General features: G+C 71.0%; 20 protein-coding genes. 17 read left to right on the top strand and 3 right to left on the bottom strand.

All coding sequences use genetic code 11. The features are described 5' to 3' along the window. The first annotated feature begins 28 nt into the window (after window positions 1-28). Together fmt and ACH4FH_RS21320 are read left to right on the top strand one after the other, a co-directional pair. On the top strand, window positions 29-967 hold the full coding sequence (fmt, locus tag ACH4FH_RS21325; RefSeq protein WP_398557449.1) for a methionyl-tRNA formyltransferase: 939 nt from the start codon (window positions 29-31) through the stop codon (window positions 965-967). A gap of 329 nt (window positions 968-1,296) precedes the next feature. Continuing rightward, entirely contained in the window at window positions 1,297-2,730 is a 1,434-nt protein-coding gene (locus ACH4FH_RS21320) for an RsmB/NOP family class I SAM-dependent RNA methyltransferase (RefSeq protein WP_398557448.1), read from the top strand. 175 nt (window positions 2,731-2,905) lie between these two features. Here the strand turns inward: ACH4FH_RS21320 and ACH4FH_RS21315 are convergent, their stop codons facing one another. Next, a complete protein-coding gene (locus tag ACH4FH_RS21315) occupies window positions 2,906-3,160 on the bottom strand; it encodes a hypothetical protein (protein WP_398557447.1) in 255 nt (84 codons plus the stop codon). A gap of 235 nt (window positions 3,161-3,395) precedes the next feature. Here ACH4FH_RS21315 and rpe point away from each other — a divergent pair, with 235 nt between their 5' ends. The 7 genes from rpe (at window position 3,396) to ACH4FH_RS21280 (ending at window position 10,483) form a co-directional block, all read left to right on the top strand. Continuing rightward, window positions 3,396-4,076: a ribulose-phosphate 3-epimerase gene (rpe, locus tag ACH4FH_RS21310; protein WP_398557446.1), complete on the top strand. Its 681-nt coding sequence runs from the start codon at window positions 3,396-3,398 to the stop codon at window positions 4,074-4,076. Between the two features lie 329 nt (window positions 4,077-4,405). Continuing rightward, window positions 4,406-5,395, top strand: a complete 990-nt coding sequence (locus ACH4FH_RS21305) for a sugar-binding transcriptional regulator (RefSeq protein ID WP_398557624.1) — start codon at window positions 4,406-4,408, stop codon at window positions 5,393-5,395. A gap of 165 nt (window positions 5,396-5,560) precedes the next feature. Beyond that, complete coding sequence (locus tag ACH4FH_RS21300; protein WP_398557445.1) at window positions 5,561-6,040, top strand: ribonuclease domain-containing protein; 480 nt, start codon at window positions 5,561-5,563, stop codon at window positions 6,038-6,040. Beyond that, a complete protein-coding gene (locus ACH4FH_RS21295; RefSeq protein WP_398557444.1) occupies window positions 6,037-6,480 on the top strand; it encodes a barstar family protein in 444 nt (147 codons plus the stop codon). Before ACH4FH_RS21300 ends, ACH4FH_RS21295 begins: the two co-directional genes overlap by 4 nt. Before the next feature lie 197 nt (window positions 6,481-6,677). Then, window positions 6,678-8,141, top strand: coding sequence for a GuaB1 family IMP dehydrogenase-related protein (locus ACH4FH_RS21290; protein ID WP_398557443.1), 1,464 nt, complete (start codon window positions 6,678-6,680; stop codon window positions 8,139-8,141). Window positions 8,142-8,544: 403 nt separating this feature from the next. Continuing rightward, the gene (locus ACH4FH_RS21285) at window positions 8,545-10,017 is read left to right on the top strand and encodes an amino acid permease (RefSeq protein WP_398557442.1); all 1,473 of its coding nucleotides are present in this window, start codon (window positions 8,545-8,547) and stop codon (window positions 10,015-10,017) included. A 10-nt stretch (window positions 10,018-10,027) separates the two neighbouring features. Further along, window positions 10,028-10,483, top strand: a complete 456-nt coding sequence (locus tag ACH4FH_RS21280; protein ID WP_393894181.1) for an Lrp/AsnC family transcriptional regulator — start codon at window positions 10,028-10,030, stop codon at window positions 10,481-10,483. 35 nt (window positions 10,484-10,518) lie between these two features. On the opposite strand, the gene ACH4FH_RS21275 is transcribed toward ACH4FH_RS21280, so the two are convergent. Beyond that, the gene (locus ACH4FH_RS21275; RefSeq protein ID WP_398557441.1) at window positions 10,519-11,025 is read right to left on the bottom strand and encodes a nuclear transport factor 2 family protein; all 507 of its coding nucleotides are present in this window, start codon (window positions 11,023-11,025) and stop codon (window positions 10,519-10,521) included. A gap of 391 nt (window positions 11,026-11,416) precedes the next feature. Between ACH4FH_RS21275 and ACH4FH_RS21270 the strand changes: the two genes are divergently transcribed. Next, a complete protein-coding gene (locus tag ACH4FH_RS21270) occupies window positions 11,417-12,226 on the top strand; it encodes a carbon-nitrogen hydrolase family protein (RefSeq protein WP_398557440.1) in 810 nt (269 codons plus the stop codon). A gap of 156 nt (window positions 12,227-12,382) precedes the next feature. Beyond that, window positions 12,383-14,077 (top strand): flavin monoamine oxidase family protein, encoded by a 1,695-nt coding sequence (locus ACH4FH_RS21265; protein WP_398557439.1) that lies wholly within the window; start codon window positions 12,383-12,385, stop codon window positions 14,075-14,077. A 180-nt stretch (window positions 14,078-14,257) separates the two neighbouring features. Here the strand turns inward: ACH4FH_RS21265 and ACH4FH_RS21260 are convergent, their stop codons facing one another. Next, complete coding sequence (locus tag ACH4FH_RS21260; RefSeq protein ID WP_398557438.1) at window positions 14,258-14,998, bottom strand: DUF5995 family protein; 741 nt, start codon at window positions 14,996-14,998, stop codon at window positions 14,258-14,260. A gap of 195 nt (window positions 14,999-15,193) precedes the next feature. Here ACH4FH_RS21260 and ACH4FH_RS21255 point away from each other — a divergent pair, with 195 nt between their 5' ends. The 6 genes from ACH4FH_RS21255 (at window position 15,194) to ACH4FH_RS21230 (ending at window position 21,628) form a co-directional block, all read left to right on the top strand. Further along, window positions 15,194-15,646 carry a phospholipase gene (locus ACH4FH_RS21255; RefSeq protein ID WP_398557437.1) on the top strand — a complete coding sequence of 151 codons (453 nt, stop codon included), beginning with the start codon at window positions 15,194-15,196 and terminating at the stop codon, window positions 15,644-15,646. A 345-nt stretch (window positions 15,647-15,991) separates the two neighbouring features. Further along, window positions 15,992-17,377, top strand: coding sequence for a uracil-xanthine permease family protein (locus ACH4FH_RS21250; RefSeq protein ID WP_398557436.1), 1,386 nt, complete (start codon window positions 15,992-15,994; stop codon window positions 17,375-17,377). A 563-nt stretch (window positions 17,378-17,940) separates the two neighbouring features. After that, on the top strand, window positions 17,941-18,816 hold the full coding sequence (locus tag ACH4FH_RS21245) for an ABC transporter permease (RefSeq protein ID WP_398557435.1): 876 nt from the start codon (window positions 17,941-17,943) through the stop codon (window positions 18,814-18,816). Between the two features lie 74 nt (window positions 18,817-18,890). Beyond that, the gene (locus ACH4FH_RS21240) at window positions 18,891-19,970 is read left to right on the top strand and encodes an ABC transporter substrate-binding protein (RefSeq protein ID WP_398557434.1); all 1,080 of its coding nucleotides are present in this window, start codon (window positions 18,891-18,893) and stop codon (window positions 19,968-19,970) included. Then, on the top strand, window positions 19,957-20,781 hold the full coding sequence (locus ACH4FH_RS21235; protein WP_398557433.1) for an ABC transporter ATP-binding protein: 825 nt from the start codon (window positions 19,957-19,959) through the stop codon (window positions 20,779-20,781). Before ACH4FH_RS21240 ends, ACH4FH_RS21235 begins: the two co-directional genes overlap by 14 nt. A gap of 352 nt (window positions 20,782-21,133) precedes the next feature. Then, entirely contained in the window at window positions 21,134-21,628 is a 495-nt protein-coding gene (locus ACH4FH_RS21230) for an acyl-CoA thioesterase (protein WP_398557432.1), read from the top strand. Window positions 21,629-21,635: the final 7 nt, after the last annotated feature.

Here is a 21,635-nt window from a genome sequence, read left to right as displayed (position 1 = left end):
GTTGCGTGTGAGAGGTAGTGCGCCACCCATGAGGCTCGTCTTCGCCGGCACCCCCGAGGTCGCCGTACCCGCCCTCGATGCCCTGCTCGCTTCGGACAGGCACGACGTCGTGGCCGTTGTGACCAGGCCGGACGCGCCCGCGGGCCGTGGGCGGCGGCTCGTCGCCAGCCCCGTCGCCGAGCGCGCGGAGGAGGCGGGCATCGAGGTGCTCAAGCCCACCAAGCCGCGGGACGAGGACTTCCTTGCCAGGCTGCGGGAGATCGCGCCGGACTGCTGTCCGGTGGTCGCCTACGGAGCGCTGCTGCCGAAGGCCGCGCTCGACATTCCCGCGAAGGGGTGGGTCAACCTGCACTTCTCGCTGCTCCCCGCGTGGCGCGGCGCGGCGCCCGTCCAGCACGCGGTGCTGGCCGGTGACGAGGTGACCGGCGCCTCGACGTTCCAGATCGAGGAGGGGCTGGACTCGGGCCCCGTTTATGGTGTGTTGACCGAGGACGTCCGGCCCACGGACACCAGCGGAGACCTCCTGACCCGTCTGGCGTTCGCCGGCTCCGGGCTGCTGGCAGCGACGATGGACGGCATCGAGGACGGCACCCTGCGCTCCGTGCCGCAGCCGGCCGAGGGCATCTCGCTCGCACCGAAGATCGAGGTGGAGGACGCCAAGGTGGACTGGACGGCGCCGGCCCTGCGCGTCGACCGGGTGATCCGTGGGTGCGCTCCCGCGCCCGGCGCGTGGACGGTCTTCCGGGGCGAGCGCCTGAAGCTGATGACGGCCACATCGGCCGCGCAGCACTCGGAGTTGGCCCTGGCGCCCGGTGAACTCGCCGTGACGAAGAGGGCGGTGTACGTCGGTACGGGGAGCCACGCCGTCGAACTCCTCTGGGTCCAGCCGCAGGGCAAGAAGCCGATGAAGGGCGCCGATTGGGCGCGCGGGGTCCGGATCGAAACCGGGGAGCGCCTGGGCGGCTGACAAGGCGGGGTGGCGGGGCGAGCCGCAGGGGGACCGGGTCCGGGCACGGCGGTGGCGCGCACCCGCTACCGCTCCCGACGCCGTCGCCGCTCCGTGCATGCGTGCTCGGCCGGACACCACGGCGTCCGGGTCGGTCGCGGAGCGCGCCGGGGTGGTACGCGCCTGCCGCCCACGGCTCGCGGTGGAGCCGTAGGCCACCCCCTCACGCCCCTCGACCTCCTTCGTCCCCCTGCGTCCACCGTTTCGTGCCGCCGTCCCCGCGCGTGCCCTCGCGGGCCCCCGCGTAGGCTGGGACGGACCTCTTCTCTCGTATCCGGAGCACCTTTTCTGTGACTGAGCAGCCGCGTCGTCGCCCCAGCAAGCCCTATCGCCGCCCGCAGAAGGACCCGGTCAGGATCCTCGCGTTCGAGGCGCTGCGGGCCGTCGACGAGCGGGACGCGTACGCGAACCTCGTGCTCCCGCCCCTGCTGCGCAAGGCGCGGGAGAACAGCGACTTCGACAATCGGGACGCGGCGCTGGCCACGGAGCTGGTCTACGGAACGCTGCGCCGGCAGGGGACGTACGACGCGATCATCGCGCAGTGCGTGGACCGGCCGCTGCGCGAGGTCGACCCGCCGGTGCTGGACGTGCTGACGCTCGGTGCGCACCAGCTTCTCGGCACCCGCATCCCGACGCATGCCGCCGTCAGCGCGAGCGTCGAGCTGGCGCGGGTGGTGCTCGGTGACGGGCGGGCGAAGTTCGTCAACGCCGTACTGCGCAAGATCGCGGCGCACGACCTGGACGGCTGGCTGGAGCGGGTCGCCCCCGATTACGACGCGGACCCCGAGGACCACCTCGGCATCGTGCACGCGCACCCCCGCTGGATCGTCTCCGCCCTGTGGGATGCCCTGGGCGGGGGGCGTGCCGGCATCGAGGACCTGCTGGAGGCGGACAACGAACGCCCCGAGGTGACCCTGGTGGCGCGACCGGGCCGTGCGACCGCCGAGGAGCTGCTGGACACCGTCGGCGAGGACAGCGCGCTGCCCGGGCGGTGGTCCCCGTACGCGGTGCGGCTCGCCGAGGGCGGCGAGCCGGGAGCGCTGGACGCGGTCCGCGAGGGGCGTGCCGGCGTGCAGGACGAGGGCAGTCAGCTCGTCGCGATCGCCCTGGCGAACGCGCCCGTCGAGGGCCGCGACCGGGCGTGGCTGGACGGCTGCGCGGGCCCCGGTGGCAAGGCCGCGCTGCTGGCCGCGCTCGCCGCGCAGCGCGGTGCCGTGCTGCTGGCCTCCGAGAAGCAGCCGCACCGTGCCCGCCTGGTGGCCAAGGCCCTCGAAGGCAACCCCGGTCCGTATCAGGTCATCGCCGCCGACGGCACCCGTCCGTCCTGGCAGCCCGGTGCCTTCGACCGGGTGCTGGTGGATGTGCCGTGCACCGGCCTTGGCGCGCTACGCCGCAGGCCGGAGGCGCGTTGGCGCCGCCGCCCCGAGGACCTGGACGGCTTCGCGCCGCTCCAGCGTGAGCTGCTGCGGCAGGCGCTGGCGGCGGTGCGGGTCGGCGGCGTCGTCGGCTACGCGACGTGCTCGCCGCACCCGGCCGAGACGCGGGCCGTGGTGGAGGACGTCATCAAGGGGCGCGGCGGTCCGGCCGTGGAGGTCGAGTGGGTCGACGCGCGGCCGCTGATGGCGGATGTGCCGGCCCTCGGTGACGGACCGGACGTGCAGCTCTGGCCGCATCTGCACGGCACGGACGCGATGTATCTGGCGCTGTTGCGGCGGATGGCCTGAGGCAGGTCCGTCGCGGGCGTTCGGGGAAGTGCCCGGACGGCCGGGTCTTCCTCCGACTGCACATGTGGTGCGGCCGATGAGCCGACGAAGTTGATGAGTCGACAAATGGGCCCCGGCGCCCGCCCTGTGGGGCGGACGCCGGGGCCCATTTCGTCACCTACGCGACTGCCGGCACTCAGTGACCGTGGCCGCCGCCGCAGCCCATGATCGAGCCCTGGTGGGTGTCCTGGCCCCCGGGGTCACCCTCGCCGTTGAGCAGGTTGCCCGCAAGGCCGTTGGCAATCCCGATCTCGCCGAGGACATCGACATTCAGGTCGTGCGACTTGCACCAGCCGCCGTGCGCGGGCTGGGCGGAGGCGGTGCCGGCGCCGAGAAAACTGACGCTGGCAAGGGCGGCGGCCACGACGGCAGCCTTGCGAAGGTTGCGCATTAGTCCTCCATCAATTGAGCGGATGCGATCTGCAAGAGATCCACTGCATGCAGTGATGAGAGGCTAATACGAAATATGGTGATATGTCCGTTAGGACTGCCCTCCGAGTGTCGGGCGGGTCGGGATCGGGCGAGGAGTGCGACAAACCGGGTCCGGCCGCACGATTGGCCAAGGACGTCCGAGGGTCACGCCGCCCGGGTCCCTCGGGCGATGGGGGTCACGCCATACTGGGGACATGGCCTTGATCAACCCCAGCATCCTGTCCGCGGACTTCTCCCGCCTCGCCGAGGAGGCGAAGGCCGTCGAGGGCGCCGACTGGCTCCATGTCGACGTGATGGACAACCACTTCGTCCCGAACCTCACGCTCGGTGTTCCGGTCGTCGAGTCCCTGAGCAAGGCGACGGACACGCCTCTCGACCTGCACCTGATGATCGAGGACCCGGACCGCTGGGCGCCTCAGTACATCGAGGCGGGCGCCGGGTCGGTCACCTTCCACGTCGAGGCGGCGGCGGCGCCGGTGCGTCTCGCGCGGGAGATCCGGGCGCAGGGTGCGCGGGCCTCCATGGCGCTCAAGCCGGCCACGCCGATCGAGCCGTACGAGGATCTGCTCCCCGAACTCGACATGCTGCTGATCATGACGGTGGAGCCCGGGTTCGGCGGCCAGGCGTTCCTGGACATCATGCTGCCGAAGATCCGTCGCACCCGTGAACTGATCTCCCGGCACGGCCTGGAGCTGTGGCTGCAGGTGGACGGCGGGGTCTCGGCCGCCACCATCGAGCGGTGCGCGGAGGCCGGCGCGGACGTCTTCGTCGCGGGCTCCGCCGTGTACGGCGCGGAGGACCCCGCGAAGGCGGTCCGGGAGCTGCGGGACAAGGCGGACAAGGCCACGGCGGCCGGCTGGGGCTGCGCGCACTGACGCTCGTCCCGCCGGGAAGTCGTGCCGCCCGTCGCCGGCCCTGGCCGATGACGGGCGCCCGATTTCCGTACTTCGCCCGTTGTGGAACGGGCGGCTCTCCTTTTCGGACGGACCCGGTCCGTCCGGCCCCGTGACGGCATCGGCGGGCGGGTGTCCGGCCGGTTTCGGTGGCCGTGCCCTTGGTCGTCCTCGGCACGCCACCGAGCGTTCACACCTGCCGGGGCGTCCTTGGTCCCCGCCGACCACGGGTTTCTGAAAGGATGAGCAAAGACTCGATCAGATGCGCCAAAGGGGAGAATTTCGTGGTAGCCAGCCGCCCACAGTCCGGAATGGGCCCTGCCGAGCTGGTGCAGGCCGCGGCCATGGCCCGCCGTTTCTATCTTGAGGGCAAGTCCAAGATCCAGATCGCGGAGGAGTTCGGCGTCAGCCGGTTCAAGGTCGCCCGCGTGCTGGAGACGGCCCTGGAGCGGGATCTCGTACGCATCGAGATCCGCGTGCCCTCCGAACTGGACGCCGAACGCTCCGATGCCCTGCGAGCCCGCTACGGCCTGCGGCACGCGGTCGTCGTCGAGTCTCCCGCGGACGCGTCCGAGGACGCCGCCGACCCGGAGAACCTCGGCGAGGTGGCGGCCGACCTCCTGGGCGAGCTGGTCGCCGAGGGGGATGTGCTGGGCCTGGCCTGGGGCCGGTCGACCATTCACATGGCGGCCGCGCTGCACCGGCTTCCGCCCTGCACCGTCGTGCAGCTGACCGGCGTCTATGACGCGGGCACCGCCGACCGCGGGTCGGTCGAAGCGGTCCGCCGGGCCGCCGACGTCTCCGGCGGCGAGGCGCACCCGATCTACGCGCCCATGCTGCTGCCCGACTCGGCGACCGCCGCCGCGCTGCGCGGCCAGACCGGGATCGCCCGCGCGTTCGAGTACTTCGACAAGGTCACCGTCGCCTGCGTCTCCATCGGCTCCTGGGAGCCGGGCGTCTCGACCGTCTACGACATGCTGTCGGAGCAGGAGCGGGAGCACTACGCCTCGCTCGGCGCCGCCGCCGAGATGTCCGCGCATCTCTTCGACGCCGACGGCCGGCGTATCGGCCGGGACCTCGGCGAGCGCTGCATCACCGTCGAGGCGGACCGGCTGCGCCGCATCCCCGAGGTCGTCGCGATCGCCGGCGGAGCCCGCAAGGCCGCGGCGATCGGCGCGGTGCTGCGCTCCGGGCTGGTCACGAGCCTGGTGACGGACACGGCCGCCGCCGACCACCTGCTCCTGGAGACCGGGCCGGGCCCGCGTCCCGCCCTCGACCGGACGGACCCTGACGGGGCGTGAAGGCCCGTCGGCTCGATGGGGATCGGCCGGCAGCGGGCGTGCGGCCCGCCGCCGGCCGATCCGTTTCCTGCCGCCCGGCAGCGATGCCCCTCGGGTCCGGGACCTCGGTTGCGCGGCGTGCGCACCGGCGGGCGGCTCGGGCGCCGCTGTGACAGCATCGGCGCCATGGTGATCCGTTCCACCCCGCGCCGTGCCGTCGCCGTTCTCGGCGCGCTGCTCGCCGGGCTGCTCCTGGCGCTCACCGGCTGCACCACGAGCGATGGCAGCAACGGGAGTTCACTCGGATCGTCGCCGTCCGCCACCGGTGCCGTCGGTACGGGTTCGTATGGCGGTTCCCGTACGCCCGATGTACCGGCCTGGGCGAAGGGCATGCCCGTCGAGCCGGCGGACCGGCTCCCGGCCCAGGCGCGGGACACGCTGCGGCGCATCGATGCCGGCGGGCCCTACCCGTACGCGAAGGACGGCGCCGTCTTCGGCAACCACGAGCGGCTGCTGCCCCGTCAGCCGCGCGGTCATTACCACGAGTACACCGTTCCCACCCCGGGTTCGCGGGACCGTGGTGCCCGCCGCCTCATCACGGGGGAGAGCCACGAGACCTACTACACCGATGACCACTACCGGACCTTCAAGGCGGTGCTCCGATGACGGGTTCTGTGCCCCGGCCGCTCGCGGCGGTGCTTGACGGCAGTACGCCCGCGGGGGTGCTGCCCTGGCCCCCGGACCGCGCAGTCTCGGACGCGCTGTGCGCGGCGCGGGAGGCAGGCTGGAGCGGCGCGAGGCTCGATCTCGAAGGGGTCCTGGACAAGGACGGCTTCATGGAGTGCTGCGCCCGGTCGCTGCGGCTCCCGGACTGGTTCGGGCGCAACTGGGACGCGCTCGCGGACTGCCTCACCGACCTGTCGTGGTGCCCCGCGGACCGAGGCAGGCTCCTGGTGATGACGGGCTGGCAGGGATACGCGGCCGCGGCCCCGGAGGACTGGAGCGTGGTGGAGGGCGTGCTGGCGGACGCGGTCGGGTTCTGGCGCGGCACGGACACCGCACTGGCCGTGATCATGGCCCGGGGGCGGGCGCGGCAGGGCGCGTAGCGAGGCCTTCGGCGGAGGGGGAGGCGGGTCGTGGTGGCCTCCCGGTAGGCCGGGAGCGGGGCGCGGCGATGCCCCTGGGTGAGGGGCGTACGGGCCTTCGTGCCGCAGGGTGACGGCTGTTTGGCAGATCACACACACGGCTCACCGAGTCATCGGACAATCGCATGAGTGCTGGTCAGGGCCCGTATCCTGGCGGTATGCGATTCCTGAATCCGAAGAACGGCGCCCTCGAAGAGAGTTCTTCGGTGCCCTACGACCTGACGTACGACGACGTGTTCATGGTGCCCAACCGCTCCGCGGTGGGATCCCGCCAGGGCGTGGATCTCTCCTCCCCCGATGGGTCCGGCACGACCATTCCGCTGGTGGTCGCCAACATGACCGCGATCGCCGGCCGCCGGATGGCCGAGACCGTCGCCCGCCGTGGTGGCCTCGTCGTCATCCCGCAGGACATCCCGATCGACGTCGTCACCGAGGTCGTGACGTGGGTCAAGCGCCGTCACCTCGTCCTGGACACGCCGATCGTGCTGTCGCCGATCGCGACCGTCGCCGACGCCCTGTCGCTGCTCCACAAGCGGGCGCACGGCGCGGGCATCGTCGTCGAGGGCGGCCGGCCCGTCGGCGTCGTCACCGAGCACGACCTGGCCGGCGTGGACCGCTTCACCCAGGTCTCCGAGGTCATGTCCAAGGACCTGCTGGTGCTGGACGCGGACATCGACCCGCGGGACGCCTTCAACCGTCTGGACGCCGCGAACCGCAAGCTCGCCCCCGCGGTCGACAAGGACGGCATGCTCGTCGGCATCCTGACCCGCAAGGGCGCCCTCCGCGCCACCCTCTACACCCCGGCCACCGACGCCGACGGCAAGCTGCGCATCGCGGCCGCCGTGGGCATCAACGGCGATGTGGCGGGCAAGGCCAAGGCGCTGCTGGACGCGGGCGTGGACACGCTCGTCGTGGACACCGCGCACGGCCACCAGGAGTCCATGATCAGCGCGGTGAAGGCCGTCCGGTCGCTGGACCCGCAGGTCCCGATCGTGGCGGGCAACATCGTCGCAGCCGAGGGCGTGCGCGACCTCATCGAGGCCGGCGCGGACATCATCAAGGTCGGGGTGGGCCCCGGCGCGATGTGCACCACCCGCATGATGACCGGCGTCGGCCGCCCGCAGTTCTCCGCGGTGCGGGAGTGCGCGGCCGAGGCCAAGAAGTTGGGCAAGCACGTCTGGGCGGACGGCGGCGTACGCCACCCGCGCGATGTCGCGATGGCGCTGGCCGCCGGCGCGTCCAACGTGATGATCGGCTCGTGGTTCGCCGGCACGCTCGAATCGCCCGGCGACCTCCAGCACACCGCCGAAGGCCGTCCGTACAAGGAGAGCTTCGGCATGGCCTCCGCGCGTGCGGTGCGCAACCGTACGAGCGAGGAGTCGGCCTACGACCGGGCGCGTAAGGGGCTCTTCGAGGAGGGCATCTCCACCTCGCGGATGTTCGTCGACCAGTCCCGGCCCGGTGTCGAGGACCTGATCGACACGATCATCGCGGGAGTCCGCAGCTCCTGCACCTACGCCGGAGCGGGCTCCCTGGAGGAGTTCGCCGAGAAGGCCGTGATCGGTGTGCAGAGCGCCGCCGGTTACGCCGAGGGCAAGCCGCTGCACGACAGCTGGAGCTGACCCGCCCGGGGCCGCTGTCGGCCCCGTGGACGGACCGTCCCCCGCGCGCGTTCGCCGGCCCCGCACCGATCATGGTGCGGGGCCGGCCGCCGTTCAGGGGCGCCACGGTCGTCGCAGCCGTGGCCGGTTCCCGACGGTGTCCGGGAGTTCGTACCCTTGGTGAGCGGCCGGCGGGCGCAATGAACCACCGTCGCCCGCGCTGGTGCGCAACGATCGGCCGCGGTTGCGCAAGGAACCTGCATTACGGCAGGTCAGGGGCGGCCCGTAAGGTCAAGCGCTGTACGTGGAGTGGCGGTGACCGCCTGCTCGGCGGTCTCCTGCAGCGGGCTGTTCTGCCCTGCCCGCGCATGCACCCGCCGTCGGTCGCCGTCATCTGACCGGCAGCGATGAAGGAGCCACCCCAGTGTTGGAGCACGGCGCAGCCCCACCCGGAGGGGACCGCAACTCGCGGCCGCCCTCCTCCGGAGGTCTCGGTACCCGGCTGATGCGACGCAAGCCGGTCGAGCGGCTGGTCGCCGAAGGGGGTCAAGGCGAGGGCGGAACGCTCCGCCGCTCGATGGGCATGTGGCAGCTGACCATGATCAGCATCGGTGCCACCCTCGGCACCGGCATTTTCGTGGTCCTCGGCGAGGCGGTCCCGGACGCCGGGCCCGCCGTCATCATCTCGTTCGTCATCGCCGGCATCACCGCCCTGTTCTCCGCCCTGTCCTACGCGGAGCTGGCCGGCAGCATCCCGGTCTCGGGATCGTCCTATTCCTACGCCTACGCCACGCTCGGTGAGCTGGTCGCCTGGGTCTGCGGCTGGTGTCTGATCCTGGAGTACGGCGTCTCGGTCGCGGCGGTCGCCGTCGGCTGGGGCCAGTACCTCAACGAACTGCTCGACGGGACCCTGGGATTCACCATTCCCGACGCGCTCTCCGCCCCTCCGGGCGACGGCGGCATCTTCAATCTGCCGGCCCTGCTCGTCGTGGTGCTCGCGATGGTCTTCCTGCTGGGCGGTGCCAAGGAGAGCGCCCGCGCCAACACCATCATGGTCGCCGTCAAGATCCTCGCGCTGCTGCTGTTCTGCGGCGTCGCGGTGCAGGGAGTGAAGTCCGGCAACTACGCCGACTTCATGCCGATGGGCATGGCGGGCGTCAGCGCCGCCGGTGCCACCCTCTTCTTCTCCTACATCGGTTTCGACGCGGCCTCCACGGCCGGCGAGGAGGCCAAGAACCCGCAGCGCGATCTGCCGCGCGCGATCATGCTCTCGCTGGTGATCGTCACCGCGCTGTACTGCCTGGTCGCGGCCATCGCCGTGGGCGCGCTGCCCTGGAAGCAGTTCGAGGGCTCGGAGGCGGCGCTCGCCGGGATCATGAAGGAGGTCACCGGGCAGAACATCTGGGCGGTGCTGCTGGCCGTGGGCGCGGTCGTCGCCATCGCGAGTGTCGTGCTGACCGTGCTGTACGGCCAGACCCGGATCCTCTTCGCGATGTCCCGGGACGGCCTGGTGCCGAAGGTGTTCTCCAAGGTGCACCCCAAGAGCGGCGCGCCGCGCGCCAACACCGTGATCGTCTCGCTGTTCTGCGGTGTGCTCGCCGCGGCGGTGCCGTTGGGCCAGCTGGCCGACGCCACCAGCATCGGCACCCTCTTCGCCTTCGGCCTGGTCAACGTCGCGGTGATCGTGCTGCGCCGCACCCGGCCGGACATGCCGCGGTCCTTCCGTACGCCGCTCTCCCCGCTGTTCCCGGTGATCGGCTTCGTGCTGTGCGTCTACATGATGGGCAGCCTGGACACCGTGACCTGGGTGGTCTTCGGCGTCTGGATGGCCGTGGGCCTTGTGGTCTACTTCGGATACGGCATGCGCCGGTCCCGATTGGCCACGGCAGAGAAGTGATCCACCCGCAGTGCGACTGAACGATCTCGACGAACGCATCGTCCACGCCCTCGCCGAGGACGCCCGGCGCAGCTACGCCGACATCGGCCAAGAGGTCGGCCTGTCCGCGCCGGCCGTCAAACGCCGGGTGGACCGGCTGCGGGCGGACGGGGCCATCACCGGCTTCACGGTGCGGGTCGATCCGGCCGCGCTCGGCTGGGAGACCGAGGGCTTCATCGAGCTCTACTGCAGTCGCAACACCTCGCCCGAGGCGATCCACCGCGGCCTGTCGCGCTACCCGGAAGTGGCGTCCGCCTCCACCGTCACCGGTGAGGCGGACGCCATCGTCCAGGTCTTCGCCGCCGACATGCGGCACTTCGAGCGGGTCCTGGAGCGGATCGCGGGCGAGCCGTTCGTGGAGCGGACGAAGTCCGTGCTGGTGCTCTCGCCGCTGCTGCGGCGGTTCGGGTCCGGGGCACCGCGCTAGGGCGTGTCCGCAAAGGCCCGCCTGGCCCGCGCTGCTCATTCCGGCCCGGGAGCGTCGAGGTCGTCCGGCCGCGCGATCCGGTCCTGCGGAAGCCGGGGCGGGGTGCCCTGGGTCCATACGACGCGCAGCGCCGAGGCATGGATCCGCCAGCCCTCGGCGGTTCTCAGCAGTTCGGTGTCGGCGAGGCCGGCGGAGATGAACAGGCCCTCGGAGCCGTCCGCCAGGATATGAGTGCTCAGTTGGGCGCCACGTGCGGTGGCGCGGTCGCCGTCGATCTCGATGGTGGCGTTGGTGCCCAGGTGCACGGTCCGGTCGAAGAGGTCCATCGCACCACTGACATGTGCCAGCAGCTCGTCGCGGCCGTGGACGGTGCCGATGGGCAGGTCGGCGGTGACGTCCTCGGTGTGGAAGGCGCGGGCCCACTGCTCGTCGAAGGTCCCCTCGTCGAAGGACCGGACGTAGCGGCCCAACAGGTCGTCGATCTCGGCGCGGTCGGTGAGGTACTGGAGCTGGTGCCGCATCGCTGCGGTGGAAGTGTCCATGGCGGCGATCCTGCTACCTCAAGTGAACTTCAGGTCAAGGCCGTCAAGTGCCAACGGTCCGCTGTCGCCGCTGTCACCCGCTGCCGGAGGCGCTCCGGCGGGGGGTGTCCCTGGGACTTGCGCCCCGCCCCGTGGCGGATCCGTCAGCCGCCCGCGCGGAACCACCGCTCACCACCCGGGACCACCCTGAGCATGCGCCCTCCCGTCCGCCGGTCCGAGGCCGGCACCCCCGCCCGACCTGCGACAACGCCGCGCGCAACGAATCGCCGCCGAGCCGCTTCAACGCGCAACGAATGCTCCACCGGCGCGCAACGGTGGCGCCTTGTCCCGGGTCACCGTGGGCCCGTACCGTCAATGCGTTCCCACCCGAACCGTCCAGCCGAGGGGTCCCATGTCGTCGCTCCGTACCGCCCTGCTCCAGAGTTCGGGACGGCCCGGCGACATCGCGTACAACCTGGGCGTGCTGCGCGACGCGGCGCGTGAGGCCGCGGCCGCCGGCGCCGGGCTGCTCGCCTGCCCCGAGCTGTTCCTCACCGGATACGCCATCGGCGACGGCGTCCGGCGCCTCGCCGAGCCGGCCGACGGCGCCGGCGCCCGGGCCATCGGCGAGATCGCCGCCGAGCACGGCATCGCGGTGCTCTACGGCTACCCGGAGCGTGCCGTCCCGGACGAGGGCGCGCCGGTCTACAACTCCGCGCAGCTCATCGGCCCGGACGGCGCCCGGCTCGCGAACTACCGCAAGACGCACCTGTTCGGCTGCTTCGAGCGCGAGTGGTTCACTCCCGGCGACCATCCCGTGGTCCAGGCCGAGCTGGACGGCGTCCGGGTGGGCGTCATGATCTGCTACGACGTGGAGTTCCCGGAGAACGTCCGGGCGCACGCGCTGGCCGGCACCGATCTGCTGCTGGTGCCCACGGCCCAGATGCACCCCTTCCAGTTCGTCGCCGAGTCCGTCATCCCGGTGCGCGCCTTCGAGAACCAGATGTACGTCGCGTACGTCAACCGGGTCGGCGCGGAAGGCGAGTTCGAGTTCGTGGGGCTCAGCTGCCTGGCGGGTCCCGACGGGATCGTGCGCACCCGCGCCGGCCGCACCGAGCAGCTGGTGCAGGCCGATGTCGACGCCGCTTTCCTGAAGGAATCGCGGGAGACCAACCCGTATCTGCACGACCGGCGTCCGGAGCTGTACGGCCCGCTGACGTGACCCGACCCGCCGCACCCGTCCCGGAGTGAACCGGCCGCCCCCATCGAGCCTGCTCGCCCCCGCTCCGCCGCGCCCGCCCCCGGCGCGCCCGCCCACCCCGGCGCAGTCCGACGACTGCTGCCCGCCGACCGCCCGTTCGCAAGGAGTCCGTACCCGATGACGTCCACGGTGCCCACCGCCGCCACCCCCCACGCGGATGCCCAGCCGCCGATCACCATGTTCGGCCCGGACTTCCCGTACGCCTACGACGACTTCCTCGCGCACCCGGCGGGCCTCGGCCAGGTCCCCGCGGTCGAGCACGGCAAGGAGGTCGCGGTCATCGGCGGCGGTCTCTCCGGCATCATCACCGCCTACGAGCTGATGAAGATGGGCCTCAAGCCCGTCGTCTACGAGGCGGACCGGATAGGCGGCCGGCTGCGCACCGTCGGCTTCGACGGCTGCGACCCGTCCCTGACGGCCGAGATGGGCGCGATGCGCTTCCCGCCGTCGTCCACCGCGCTCCAGCACTACATCGACCTGGTGGGCCTGCACACCAAGCCGTTCCCCAACCCGCTGGCGCCGGAGACCCCCTCCACCGTCGTCGACCTCAAGGGCGAGTCGCACTATGCACGGACCGTGGACGACCTCCCCGAGGTCTACCACCAGGTCATGGAGGCATGGAACGCCTGCCTGGAGGAGGGCGCGGACTTCTCCGACATGAACCAGGCGCTGCGCGAGCGTGATGTCCCGCGCATCCGCGAGATCTGGTCCCGGCTGGTCGAGAAGCTCGACAACCAGACCTTCTACGGCTACCTCTGCGAATCGACCGCCTTCAAGTCCTTCCGGCACCGGGAGATCTTCGGCCAGGTCGGCTTCGGCACCGGCGGCTGGGACACCGACTTCCCCAACTCCATCCTGGAGATCCTGCGGGTCGTCTACACCGAGGCCGACGACCACCACCGGGGCATCGTCGGTGGCAGCCAGCAGCTGCCGCTGCGCCTGTGGGAGCGGGAGCCGGAGAAGATCGTGCACTGGGCGCAGGGCACGTCGCTCTCCTCGCTGCACGACGGCGCGCCGCGCCCCGCGGTGACCCGGCTGAACCGGACCGCGGGCAACCGCGTCACCGTGACGGACGCCGACGGGGACATCCGCACGTACGAGGCGGCCGTCTTCACCGCGCAGTCGTGGATGCTGCTGTCGAAGATCGCCTGCGATGACGCGCTCTTCCCCATCGACCACTGGACGGCGATGGAGCGCACCCATTACATGGAGTCCTCCAAGCTGTTCGTGCCCGTCGACCGGCCGTTCTGGCTGGACACCGACGAGGAGACCGGCCGGGACGTGATGAGCATGACGCTCACCGACCGGATGACCCGCGGCACGTACCTCCTCGATGACGGGCCGGACCGGCCCGCCGTCATCTGCCTGTCCTACACGTGGTGCGACGACAGCCTGAAGTGGCTGCCGCTGGACGCCAACGAGCGGATGGAGGTCATGCTCAAGTCGCTGTCGGAGATCTACCCGAAGGTCGACATCCGCTCGCACATCATCGGCAACCCGGTCACCGTGTCCTGGGAGAACGAGCCCTACTTCATGGGCGCGTTCAAGGCCAACCTGCCGGGCCACTACCGCTACCAGCGGCGGCTCTTCACCCACTTCATGCAGGACCTGCTGCCCGCGGACAAGCGCGGGATCTTCCTCGCCGGCGACGACATCTCCTGGACGGCCGGCTGGGCCGAGGGCGCCGTGCAGACCGCGCTCAACGCGGTGTGGGGCGTGATGCACCACTTCGGCGGTGGCACCGACGCCACCAACCCGGGTCCCGGAGACCTCTACGACGAGATCGCGCCGGTCGAACTCCCGGAGGACTGACCGGACTCCGGTTCAGAAGAACGGACCGGACTCCGGTACGGGTGAGCAGGCGGCGGGCCGAGGAACGGTCCGCCGCCTTTGCCGTGCGCGGCGGTGGGGCCGTTCCGTGGCGTACCGGACCTGGCGGCGCCCCGCGGCGCCGGTCGTCTCATGGCCGGTACAACGCGGTCGGTTCAGCGGTCAGCTCAGCGGGGTCAGCAGGCACCGGCCGACCAGGCCGACACTCGCGTCCAGCCGGTCGGTGAACTCCTCGGCCACCTCGGGCAGCCGGCGGGCGCCCCACAGCATCCGGGCCGCGGCCCAGGCCCCGTCCCTTGCCATCTCCAGGCTCCAGGAGCCGGCGAGATGGGTCAGCGGATCGGCGATGTCCAGCACGTCGGGGCCGGGCATCAGGCTCTCCCTGATCCGTTCCTCCAGGCCCGTCAGTACGGCCCCGATGCGGTCGAAGTCCCCTTCCAGGAAGCCCGGTTCGCAGTCCAGGGTCCGGCAGGTGTCGACCACCGCGAGCGCCAGATCGTGCCCGATGTGCGCGTTGATGCCGGCCAGCGCGAACTGCAGGGGGCGCACACCCGGGTGGTGTCGCAGCTGGAAGAGCGGCCGCCAGCAGGCCGGTGGCCGCAGCCCGGCGGTGTCGGCGTCCACCGCGCCGAAGTAGCGCCGCGCAAACCGGAGGTCCAGCTCACCCGCGGCCACCGGGTCCTGGAATTCGCCCTGGTCGATGCGATGCGCGACTTCCTCGGTGACGGCCAGATAGATCCGGTTGAAGACGGCCAGTCCGTCCTGCGCGGGCAGCGCCGCGTCCAGGGCACGCATCCGCGCGAGCACCTGCCCCACGCCCGCGGTCGTCGCGGGCCCCGCACCGTCGGGCACCGGGGGCGTCTCCTGCCGGCCGGGTCCGCCGCTCCGCTGAGTCGTCGTCATCCGCTCAGCGTGACACTCGGCGGGCGAATATCGGGGCGAGCTGTGTGGCGATGACCGGAACGGGGTAATAACGGCGCACCTCTTGTGACTTTCGCACGAGCCGCCACAAGCGGCAACGGCCTTTGAAAAGCGCATCAATTCGGCATTCCTGGATCCGCCGCGAACAACGCGGTGCCGCATTCCGGAGGTTGACGCATGGCCAGAAGACTCGCCGCCGCCCTCTCCGTTCCCCTTCTGAGTGCCACCGCCGTGCTGGTGGCAGCCGCCCCGTCGCAGGCCGCCCCCGCCGACAAGCCCCAGGTGCTGTCGGGCTGGACGCAGACGAGCGCGAGCAGCTACACCAAGTGGGTGGCAGCCCGCGGAAACCAGGCCGGGTGGGCCGCGTACCGCTTCGACTGGACCACCGACTACTGCTCGAAGTCGCCGGACAATCCACTCGGCTTCCCCTTCCAGATCTCCTGCGCGCGACATGACTTCGGCTACCGCAACTACAAGGACGCCGGGACCTTCGACGCTAATAAACCGCGTCTGGACAGCGCTCTGTACGAGGATTTGAAGCGGGTCTGCTCGCGCTATTCAGGCGCGAAGAAAGCCTCCTGCACGGGGCTGGCCTGGACGTATTACCAGGCGGTCAAGAAGCTGGGCTGAAGACGCCGGCCGGGCGGGGGAGGGGCGTGGGCGTCGTACGCCGCTCGCTCCTCCGCCGTACGAGGGCTCAGCCCTCGTCGGGCGATCAGCTCTCGTCCGGCGCTGAGCCCTCGTACGGGCCCGTGCCCGATGCCGGTCCCGGCTCCGTGATGGCCGGGCCGGGGAGCCCCCGATCCCGGGTGTCGGCGATCTTGGACACATATGGGAACCTTCGTGCGGGCGGCCACTGGTCCGCCCGTCGTGACGCAGCCATGGGAGTGGCTTCGGTTTGCCCGGGTGGAAGCGTTCGACTAGTACTCACTCGGCTCTGTGACGTGCAGGGCGTCGCAGAGATGGAGCGTGATCATGGCGAGCTTCGGGTGGAAGCTGCACGGGGACGGCAAACACCTGGAGCCGGGCGAGGTGGTCAGACCGGGCGAGCGCCTCACGTGGGGCCGGACGATCGGGCTCGGCGCTCAGCACGTGGTCTCGATGATCGGCGCGTGTTTCGTGGCGCCGGTGCTCATGGGCCTGGACCCCAACCTCGCCTTGATGGCGTCCGGCGTGGCGACCGTGCTCTTCCTGGTGATGACGCGTGGGCGGGTCCCCAGCTACCTGGGCTCCTCACTCTCCTTCGTCGGTGTGTCCGCGGTGATCGCCGGGCAAGGGGGAGACGCTGGCACCCTGACGGGCTCGATGCTCGTGGTGGGCGCCTGCCTGGTCGGCTGCGGTATCGCCATCCAAGTCCTCGGGCCCCGGATCATCCACGCGGTGCTTCCGCCCATGGTGACCGGCGCGGTCGTCATGCTCATCGGCTTCAACCTGGCGCCGGTGACGGCTCACACGTACTGGCCGCAGGACCAGTGGACGGCCCTCGCCACGATGTTCTTCACCGGCCTCGCGCTCGTCGTCCTGCGGGGATTCTGGTCACGTATCGCGATCTTCCTGGGTCTGGTCTTCGGCTACGTGCTGTCCTGGGTCCTCGACCGGACCGCGGGGCAGATCCATTCGGTCGACGGCTCGGGCAAGCTCACGGACCACTGGCGCATCGACTTCTCCGGAGTCGCGAAAGCCGACTGGATCGGCGCGCCTGAATTCCACGCTCCGAACTTCTCGGCCTCAGCGGTGCTGGTCGCCCTGCCCGTCCTGGTCGCGCTGGTCGCGGAGAACGCCGGACACGTCAAGGCAGTGGGGGAGATGACCGGTGACTCCCTGGACGACACGATGGGAACGGCCGTCCTCGCCGACGGCACGGCCACGGTGCTCTCCACCGCGGTCGGCGGCCCGGCCACCACGACCTACGCCGAGAACATCGGCGTGATGGCCGCGACCCGCGTCTACTCCACCGCGGCCTACTGGGCGGCCGCCGGCTTCGCGTTGCTCTTCGGACTGTGTCCGAAGTTCGGCGCGGTCGTCGCCGCCATCCCCGGCGGTGTGCTGGGCGGCATCACCGTCATCCTGTACGGCATGATCGGTCTGCTCGGCGCGCAGATCTGGGTGCGGAACAAGGTGGACTTCACCGTGCCGCTGAACCTCATCCCCGCGGCAGCGGGCATCATCGTCGCCATCGGCGGGGTCTCGTTGGAGTTCACGGACAATTTCGAGTTGAACGGCATCGCTCTCGGCACGCTCATCGTGCTCACGGGCTACCACGGCCTGCGCTGGCTCTCACGGGCGTCCGGCCAACCACAGGGCCCGCTCCTGGACGGCGGAACCGCCGGCTACGACGACGCTGCGGGGAAGCCCGACTGAGGCCGGCACAGCCCGAAATGGGGCGTATTCGATAACCCCGCCCCCGAGATCATCCCCGTGTCAGTCCGACTGGCACGGGGATTTCGCTGTCCAGCCGCGGGCGCCTTGCGTCTGAGGCCGCTCTGTCAGGCCGGTCGCGCCTACCGGCGTGCGTCAGGCCCACGGCGGGCTGCCCGGATCAGGAGAGGCCGCCTCTCCTGGTCCGGACAGCCCGCCTCTCCTGTTCCAGACAATGGACAGCGGTTGGGCGAAGCACTGCGGCTGTTGTAGAAATGGGCCTCATGACCCACGAGCCCCTGGTACGACGCCTGGTCATCGACCTGTGCCGTCGCCCGGCTGCGTGTTGTCGCTGACCTCGCGTCCTTGAGGTGCCCCGCTCTCGTCGGTGGCACCACCCGGCGAGGCTCCCCGCACCCCGTCGCGGATTGCGTTCGCAGCTCTCGCCTTCGCTGCTCTCTCCCAGCTCCCGCCGTTCTCGGCCCCTGTTTCCTGCCCACGCGGGCTGATCACGTCGGCTGAGCACGTCAGCTGCCCATGTCCCGGCGCCCTACGGAGGCGACCCCTTGTCCACCGCATCAACCGTGTCGGAAGCCGTCCCCGACACCTCACCCACCGAACCGCCGGCTCGGCGTCCCCCACGCACGCGCGGCAGCCGGGCGTCGGTCCGGCGGTTCCTGTTGCCGTTCGGCTCGCTTCTGCTGTTCCTCGTTCTCTGGCAACTGCTCGCGGCCGGCGGGACATGGAGCGAGACACTGGTTCCGCCGCCGGCCAAGGTGTGGGACGCGTTCATCGACGTCTCCACGACACACGACGGCGTGCGCGGCTACAACGGCACCTACCTCATCGAACACCTGGGCATCAGCCTTCAGCGCATCGCGCTCGGGGCCGGCGTCGGCGTCGCCCTCGGGGTGCTCTTCGGCCTGATCATGGGCACCGTCGGCTGGGTGCGCTCGCTGTTCGAGCCCTGGATCACTTTCCTGCGGACCCTGCCGCCGCTGGCGTATTTCTCGCTCCTCATCGTCTGGTTGGGCATCAACGAGGAGCCGAAGGTCACGCTGCTGGCCGTGGCCGCCTTCCCACCGGTCGCGGTATCGATCACCACGGCCGTCACGGCCGTACCGCAGAGCCTCCTGGAGGCGGCCCGCGCCCTCGGCGGGTCACGGTGGGACGTCCTCAAGGATGTCGTCGTCCCGTCGGCACTGCCGGAGACGTTCACCGGCATCCGTCTGGCCGTGGGGGTGGCCTACTCCTCCCTCGTGGCCGCCGAGTTGGTCAACGGGCTGCCCGGTATCGGCGGCATGGTCAAGGACGCCGCCAACTACAACAACACCCCGGTGGTGCTCGTCGGCATCATCGCCATCGGAGTCTCCGGCCTCATCATCGACGGCCTCCTCCTGCGGCTGGAACGCGCTGTCGTGCCCTGGCGCGGCCGCGCCTAGGCCCCACGCCGCGCCCCTGAAGCACACCCTCGCCTCCCGTCCCCGTACAGCCTCTCGCACAGAAATGACCACACATGACTCGTTCGGTGACCAGAGTTTCCTCCGGCCCCACAGCGCACCGGCCGACTCGCCGCGCGGTGCTCACAGGCGCCCTGGCAGCGGCGGCCTCGGCGGCCCTCACCGCCTGCTCGGCAAGCGGAGTTGAGTCGTCCGGCGGTGCGAAGCAGCTGCGTATCGGCTACTTCGCCTTTCCCAGCGGCGACCTGCTCGTGAAGAACCGGAAGCTTCTGGAGAAGGCACTGCCGGACTACACGATCACCTGGACCAAGTTCGACTCGGGTGCCAGTGTCAACCAAGCGTTCCTCGGCAAGTCCCTCGACATCGCCGCCCTCGGCTCCAGCCCGTTCGCCCGCGGGCTGGCCGGGTCCTCGCCGATCCCGTACAAGGTCGCGTTCGTGCTCGACGTCGCCGGCGAGAACGAGGCCCTCGTGGTCCGCAAGGGCATCGGCGTCGCCGATGTCGCCGGCCTCAAGGGCAAGACCGTCGCGACCCCCTTCGCCTCCACTTCGCACTACAGCCTTCTGACCGCGCTGGAGAAGGCCGGCTTGAAGGCGTCCGACGTCAAGCTCATCGACCTGCAGCCGCAGGCGATCCTGGCCGCCTGGCAGCGCAAGGACATAGACGCCGCCTACGTCTGGCTGCCGACCCTGGACGAGCTGCGGGAGTCGGGCTCCCAGCTGACCAGCAGCAAGGAGATCGGCGCCGCCGGGCACCCGACCCTGGACCTGGCCGTGGTGTCGGACGAGCTGATCGCCAGGGACCCCGGGGCGATCGACACCTGGCGCAAGGTGGAGGCGCAGGCGCTGCGCACACTCAAGTCCGACCCCGAGGGCTCGGCCAGGACCATCGCGGCCGAACTCGGTATCAGCGCCAAGGACGCCAAGGCGCAGCTCTCGCAAGGGGTGTTCCTCACGCCCGAGCAGGTCACCTCCCCGGACTGGCTGGGCAGCGCCGGCAAGCCGGGCGAACTGGCTTCCTACCTCACCGATACCGGGCAGTTCCTCGCCGACCAGAAGCAGATCGGCGCCGCGCCGTCCGAGGCGACCGTCCGCAAGGCGCTGTACCTGAAGGGACTGCCCGATGCCCTCAAGTAAGAGCCCCGGTCAGGCGGTTCCTACCGGAGCCGACCTCGCGCGTCCCGGTTCCGTCCGGCTCGACCACGTCACCCACCGGTACGGGCGGGGCAGCGAAGAGGTCACCGCGGTGGGACCGATCGACCTGAACGTCTCCCCGGGCGAGTTCCTGGTGCTCGTGGGCGCCTCCGGCTGCGGCAAGAGCACGCTGCTGCGGCTGATCGCCGGATTCGAGCAGCCCACTCACGGCTCGGTGCAGGTCTCCGGCACCGAGCCGCGGCCGGGCGAGGCGGCGGGCGTGGTGTTCCAGCAGCCACGGCTGTTCCCGTGGCGCACCGTCCAGGGCAACGTCGATCTGGCCCTGCGCTATGCGGGGGTCGACCGCGACCGGCGGCCGCAGCGCCGTGCCGAGCTGCTGCGGCGGGTCGGTCTGGAAGACGCCGGGAAGCGACGTACCTGGGAGATCTCCGGCGGACAGCAGCAGCGCGTCGCCATCGCCCGCGCCCTCGCCGCCGAGAACCCGCTGTTCCTGCTGGACGAGCCGTTCGCGGCGCTGGACGCCCTGACCCGCGAACGGCTCCAGGAGGACGTGCGCCGGGTGACCGCGCAGAGCGGGCGGACCACGGTGTTCGTGACCCACTCGGCCGACGAGGCGGTCTTCCTCGGTTCCCGCATCGTGGTGCTGACCAAGCGCCCCGGGACCGTTGCCCTCGACCTGCCGATCACCCTGCCGCGCGGTGACGTCGACGCCGAGGAGCTGCGGAACTCCGGTGAGTTCGCCGAGCTGCGGGCGCGGGTCTCGCACGCTGTCAAGGACGCCGCCGCGGCGTGACGGACGGGATCGGCGCACCACGGCTCGACGCGCCACGGCTGGTTCGCGAGGCAAGGCTGATGCCAGGAGGGGCAGTTGGGGCAATTGGTCGTCCCGGCCCGCACGCAGGTGTCCAGCTGTACGCAGCTGCCGCGCCGGTCGCGGTCACGCGCGGGGAACCGCAAACGGGCGGTTCCCCGCGCGGCGCGAGGGGCTCGTCGTGCGGGGTGATCGACCCTCCGGCATGTCCTAGGTCACTCCGCCCGACGGGCAAAGCATTCTAAGCGTCCGCTTACGATGGCAGCATCCGTAACCCCAGTATTTCTCCGTACCAGCAGCAGCAACTGCACCAAGCACTTCAGGAGCACCACCCGTGAGCGTCGAATCCCTGCAGGCCACCACGCCCGTCCCGTTCGGGCAGCTGGTCCCCGTCACCGTTCACTTCGACGACCTCGACGCGCTCGGCATGCTCCACAACTCCCGCTACCCGCTGATGGTCGAGCGCGCCTGGGCCGAGTACTGGCACGCTCAGGGCTTCGGCTTCGACGGCGACTGGGAGGCCGCCGGTGACATGTGCAACGTCATCAAGGAGATGCACGTCTCCTACGAGCGGCCGGTCACCAGGCCCGGCCGCTACGCCGCGCACCTGTGGGTCGAGCGCCTCGGCCGCACCGGCCTGACGTACGGCTTCCGGCTCTGCTCCGTCGACGGCGGCGAGACCTACGCCCGCGGCCACCGGGTGCTGGTCCGCGTCGACCCGCAGGCCCTGCGTCCCACGCCGTGGTCCGACCGCGCCCGCGCCATCGCCGCCGACCTGCTGCGTCCGGAGGCCGACGCGGCGGCGATCGCCGAGGCCGACGCGGCCTGAGGCGCCG

The sequence above is a fragment of the Streptomyces sp. NPDC017993 genome, assembly GCF_044328065.1.
GTDB lineage: Bacteria > Actinomycetota > Actinomycetes > Streptomycetales > Streptomycetaceae > Streptomyces.
The sequence above is the reverse complement of the archived record's forward strand: the minus strand, read 5'-3'. Positions and strand labels throughout refer to the sequence as shown.